The 5,551-nt window shown below is 42.8% G+C and carries 5 protein-coding genes; 3 read left to right on the forward strand and 2 right to left on the reverse strand.

What is annotated here, in order from left to right; genetic code table 11:
* Window positions 1-800: MFS transporter (locus tag B2Y23_RS05190; RefSeq protein ID WP_291369408.1), on the reverse strand; the 800-nt coding region annotated here is incomplete at its 3' end.
* A 449-nt stretch (window positions 801-1,249) separates the two neighbouring features.
* Between B2Y23_RS05190 and B2Y23_RS05195 the strand changes: the two genes are divergently transcribed.
* The 3 genes from B2Y23_RS05195 to B2Y23_RS05205 all read left to right on the forward strand — a co-directional run bounded on the left by B2Y23_RS05195 (window position 1,250) and on the right by B2Y23_RS05205 (window position 5,094).
* Window positions 1,250-1,837 carry an ANTAR domain-containing response regulator gene (locus B2Y23_RS05195; RefSeq protein WP_291353783.1) on the forward strand — a complete coding sequence of 196 codons (588 nt, stop codon included), beginning with the start codon at window positions 1,250-1,252 and terminating at the stop codon, window positions 1,835-1,837.
* Window positions 1,838-1,840: 3 nt separating this feature from the next.
* On the forward strand, window positions 1,841-2,836 hold the full coding sequence (locus B2Y23_RS05200) for an ABC transporter substrate-binding protein (protein ID WP_291353781.1): 996 nt from the start codon (window positions 1,841-1,843) through the stop codon (window positions 2,834-2,836).
* A gap of 179 nt (window positions 2,837-3,015) precedes the next feature.
* Window positions 3,016-5,094 (forward strand): TonB-dependent receptor plug domain-containing protein, encoded by a 2,079-nt coding sequence (locus B2Y23_RS05205; protein ID WP_291369410.1) that lies wholly within the window; start codon window positions 3,016-3,018, stop codon window positions 5,092-5,094.
* A gap of 131 nt (window positions 5,095-5,225) precedes the next feature.
* On the opposite strand, the gene B2Y23_RS05210 is transcribed toward B2Y23_RS05205, so the two are convergent.
* Window positions 5,226-5,501 (reverse strand): hypothetical protein, encoded by a 276-nt coding sequence (locus B2Y23_RS05210; protein WP_291369412.1) that lies wholly within the window; start codon window positions 5,499-5,501, stop codon window positions 5,226-5,228.
* Window positions 5,502-5,551 lie beyond the last annotated feature (50 nt).

Genomic DNA, 5,551 nt, shown 5'->3' on the forward strand with positions numbered 1-5,551 from the left:
GCTACGATGTTATGAATGAAGATTTCGATGCCGAAACACGCAGCATAAGCACCAAATAAAATCCAGACCCGATAGTTACGTGCAGCGTGCATCAGAATCGCCATGCCGCCTTTTTTATCGCTACCGACATGAATGCCTTGTGCACGAAGTTCTTTAAAGTTGCCTTGCGGACAGTCTTGGGTGAATTTCCAGTACATTGCACCAACAATAATCATCAGAATACCTGGCACCAATAAAGCAATTCTCCAGCCCATTGCCTGTTCAACACCAAACATCACCAAAGCAGCCAGCATTAACGGCATTAAGGCTTGCGTTGCTCCACCGCCGGCATTACCCCAGCCTGCCGATGCAGCATTGGCAGTCCCAACCACATTCGGTGCGAACATAATACTGGTGTGATATTGCGTGATCACAAAGCTGGCACCAATCGCACCAATCAATAGACGGAAGAAAAGGAAAGATTCATAGCTATTGGCAGAGGCCACACCAAAGACTGGAATACTGCCGATAATCAGTAGTGCGGTATAGGTTTTACGTGGGCCATACTTGTCACACAATGGTCCAACAATCAGGCGAACTAAAATGGTAATTGCAACCGCGGCAATATTGATATTGGCGATCTGGTCTTTGGTTAAGTGAAATTCACCTGCAATCACAGGCATCAAGGGTGCACAAGCAAACCAGGCAAAGAAGCAGACAAAAAAAGCGAGCCAACTCATGTGGAAGGCTCTCATCGCTGCGCTGTTAAAACTAAAAAGACTTATTTTTGTAGCTTTCTTTTCATATAAATTTGAAGACATGGCTTTCTCCTTCCTGAACTGAACGTATAGGGCTATCTGCTATGCGGATCGCTGCACACCAGATTCGATCAGAACGGACGTCGTTGGCCGCCTTACAAATTTTTATAGAGTCGTCTTTGACTCAGTAGGATTTAAGCAATGACTGTGCCAACAATAAAAATATATTTATAAGTGATTATTTATTATAATTTTTTATTTAAATTTTATTATTTTTTGAGCAAATTTACTTATTGCTTTGTTCTGCTGAACAAGCCACTGGCTATTTGTAGCCAGCCTGATTGTGCTTCGTTGTAGCGCATTTTTGCCTCAAGACAGTGCACATCTGTATGACGTTCAATATTTATATCTGATTTTTATAATAAAAATAATATTTTAATAATTTTGGCATTTAAATTGCTTTTGCTAAGATAGAAATTTTTCTGGCTTTGCTTGATGGTATTTAGCTCAATATGCCAAAACTGAAAATTGCACTGATTGATGACGATCAAGAACGTGCCAACTTTATAAAAACTTCCCTGATCGAGCATCATTTCGAGGTGGTTGCCTGCCTGACGATCAATCATTTAAGTCTGTTCCGTCTAGAACAGTTGCATGCAGATATTATTTTGCTGGACATGGATCATCCACATCGTGACATTATTGAAAGCTGTGTTAGCCATTTCGACTTACCCACCGTACTGTTTACTAAAAACAGTGACAAAGACACCATTAAAAGTGCCATTGATGCCGGGGTTACCGCTTATATTGTCGATGGCATTGATCCAGCCAAGCTGCAAAGCATTTTAGAAATTTCGATTGCCCAGTTTAAAAAACATAAAAAATTGCTGGATGATCTGGAAGATACCAAAAATAAACTGGCTGACCGCAAAGTGGTCGAAAAAGCCAAAGTGCTGATGATGCAATTGCACTCCCTCTCTGAAGATCAGGCATTTCAATTATTACGGAAAAATGCCATGAGCCACCGCATGACTATTGGAGAAATGGCACGGCGTTTATTAGATGCCCAACAACTTTTACAAAACCAATTCAAGGATTAGGCCATGACAGCATTAGAAAAAACCAAAATCCAAATTGGCTACATTCCCCTGCTTGACTGTGTGGCCATCCTTTGGGCCAAACAACGCGGCTTCTTTGATGAGTTTGGTCTGGAGATTACTTTAGTCAAGGAAGCCTCATGGGCCAGTTTAAGAGACCGGCTGGCCTTTGGCTTTTTGGATGCTGCACATTGTCTGTCTGCCATGCTTCCTGCCGCCGCGCTGGGTGAAGACCAGCTCGGTATTCCCTTACAAACGTCTTTGGTGCTGAGTCATAACCGCGCCTTTATCAGTCTGAGTCAGAAATTATGTTTTGACCTGCAAATTTCATCCCAAGATAACGCGCAACAAACGGCACAAAAATTAGTCACTGCGATTCAACAGCAAAAAAACATTCAGCTGGCGCATGTGTTTAAACAGTCGATTCATCATTATTGTTTAAGAGAATGGCTTGCACTCGCGGATCGTGATGTTGCGCAGCACATGAAACTTGCGACACTTCCACCACCTTATATGGTTGAAGCTTTGAGCAATCATGTGATTGACGGTTTCTGTGTCGGCGAACCCTGGAATACTCAAGCTGAGCTATTGGGCATCAGCCAGATTGTGGCATCCAGTCAGGATATTATTCCCAAGGTTGCAGATAAAGTTTTGGCAGTAACCGCCGACTGGGCAATGCAACATCCCAATACACACCATGCTTTAACTCAGGCCATTCAAAAAGCGCAACAAGAACTAAAATATCTAGAGGATTATACTGAAGTCTGGCAAATGCTGATGGATTTCAATATTATCCAGTTTCACTGTTCAGACAGCATTCATGTACAAAAATTTCATTCTATTCAAAATATTATCAGAAACTTTGTCGATGAATCATCTCAGCCTAAAATAGAAGACTTTCAATGGCTGATTCAGCAAATGGTTAAATGGGATCAAATCAGCATCAGTGAGGCAACTATTGAAAAGATCAGCCAGAACTGTATTTTATCCTTCAACCATTAACATAAACCATCGCTCCAGCCATACAAACTCCTATAAGGTGCCGGAGCTAAATCACTCATTTTAATTATTTTTACTTGCGATCAGATTTTTTTCTTTTATTTCTATTTCGGTGATTTTCCACAAATTTTCTCCACATTTTTCCGCTATCTTACGCAAAATTACATTTGGAACATTCAATAATGAAACGCATACAACCGCGTTGGCAATTAAGCGCATTAAGTTATGCCTTGCTCACTTTCATATCCCCAACTTGGGCTGCTGATACCACTACAAATACAGCGACCACAGACAGCGCTGCGCCCCAAACTGATTCGGTACAAACACTGGCCACTTTAAAATTTGAAGCCGCTCCAGCCCAAGCAAAAGACCCGGATATCAGTGCGGTCGCGAAAACTATTGTCACTCGCGAAGAAATGCTGCAATTCGGCGATCAGTCGGTGAATGATGCCCTACGTCGTGCTGCCGGTTTTCAAATGCCTACACCCGGACAAGGTCCACGTGGGGGTGGCGGTGCTTCAGGCATGCGTTTTCGTGGTGGCGGTGCCCCGGTATTCTTAGTCAATGGTGAACCAGTACAAGGCGGCCCACGTGGTGGCATGTCTGTCGTCGATAGCATAACTCCAGACATGATTGAACGTATTGAAATCACCAAACAACCCAGTGTCGCTCAGGCTTCTGTAGCCTCTTCCGTAGTCATCAATATTATTCTTAAAGAACCCTTGGATAATGCCCGCATCAGCGGAACAGTCCGTGCTGGATATGGTTTGGCAAAATCGGATCAAAAAGAAGAACAGCGTAAAAACCTGAGCTTACAAATGGATGGGCGGGATAATGCCTGGTTATACAGCCTGTCTGCCAACCAAATGTGGAATGACACCACTTCAATCACACAGACTCAAACCAGTACCGAAACACGTGAACAAAAACGCATTACTGAACGCAAGTCACAAATGCTGTCGCCACGGGTTGAATACGAGTTAGATGACCAGCAAAAACTGGTTGCGGAACTGTTCTATCGCAATAATGAAAGTGACGGTAGCCGTGGCAATCAGACGCAAAATGATAAAAATGACAGTATCCGTCTGAACACGCGTTATGAACGCAAGGATAAAGGCAATACCGACAAGATTCGTCTTTCTGTAGAACAGCAAAATGAAACTGAATCGACCCAGTCACCGCTATTCAGCAGTTATGCCGATGAAACCGTCAATGAATATGGTATAGCTTATGATGGTGTGCGCAAGTTTGATGAAACCAAGCAGCTGAAATTTGGTACGGATATTCGTTCAAGTGAGCTTGAAAGCAATATTAGCGATACACTGGATGAACAGCGTTATGCCTTATATAGCGAAGGTAGCTGGAAGTTTACCGACCGGCAAACCGTGACTTTGGGTGCGCGTCAGGAATGGATCAATCGTTCCGGACTGGTGGATTACAGTGACCAACACCTTAGTCCTGTTCTGGCACATCGCTTTGATTTTGATGATCACTGGTCATTGCAAACCAATATCAGCCAGGCTTTTCGTAGTCCAAAAACCGACCAGCTCTTACCTACGGTTTCCGTTTCTACCGATAGCGATGCCGGCAGCTTGAACAACCCGGACCGTGGCGGTAATCCAAATTTACGTCCTGAAAAAATCACTGCCTTTGAATCGACCCTAGGTTACAACACCCCTGCAGGTGGCATCAACATCACGGCCTATCAACGTGAGATTAATGATTACATTGAAAAAGTCATTCGTCAGGAAGGCACACGTTTTGTGGAACGCCCACAAAACCAGGACAATGCCACCACTTATGGGGTTGAAATTGCCGGTCGTTATGCCTTGAAACAAACGGAAAATGGTCATTCATTCATGTTGAATGGACAACTGTCTACGGTGCGTGCAAAAATTGAAGATGAAAACCAGCAACAACGTTTAGCCAGTGATGTCGCGCCTTATACCGCAAGTGCCGGTTTGTCTTATAATTATCAGCCTTGGCGTCTTTCCAGCAGTGTCAATCTGAACTATGTTCCTGAATTTACCCGTGCCCTGGATAATCAGCCTTATGACCGGACCAGCAATGAACGGGTGAATATGGATATCAGTGTGACCAAACGCTTTGATCAAGGCTGGGCAACGACACTCAGTGCGCGTAATATTTTTAGCACAGATTATAAAGAGCGCTTAAATAATCAGTCTGATGGAAGCCTGTATGAGTCACGCGTGAGTCAAGCCATTCCAAGTGTACTCATTAGTGTAGAAAAGAAATTCTAAACTGAAATAGGAAAACCGGTGCCAGACACCGGTTTTTTACTAAGCTATTCGTTGTATTCCATCTTGCTTGTTTAAGCTGATCAGCCTAAATCTTTAGATGGGCTACTTAGCTTCACCATTCAAGTTAAACGTTAAACCAGCAAGGCTTTCAGCAAACTCGCTATTCTTAAAGTATGTTGTTTATTGCCCTTTTGTTCCATGACCTTATGCTCAATGCGCCATAGATAATCAAAAATTTCAGACTCGCTGGCATTTTCATTCAGCATATTAAAAACTTTGGGTAAATAATCCTCATATTCATCCCGCATGGACGGATTACAACGAATGCCTAAGGGATCCCATTCCTGCAGTAAAATTTTATGGATGGCATGCAATAAGGTGACATCTTTCTTTTGTGCGGCTTCCATACTCACCCCCTAAAATTTAATATAATAATCATATAAAAAAATAGTTTTTT

It is taken from the genome of Acinetobacter sp. UBA5934 (assembly GCF_002430855.1).
Taxonomy (GTDB): domain Bacteria; phylum Pseudomonadota; class Gammaproteobacteria; order Pseudomonadales; family Moraxellaceae; genus Acinetobacter.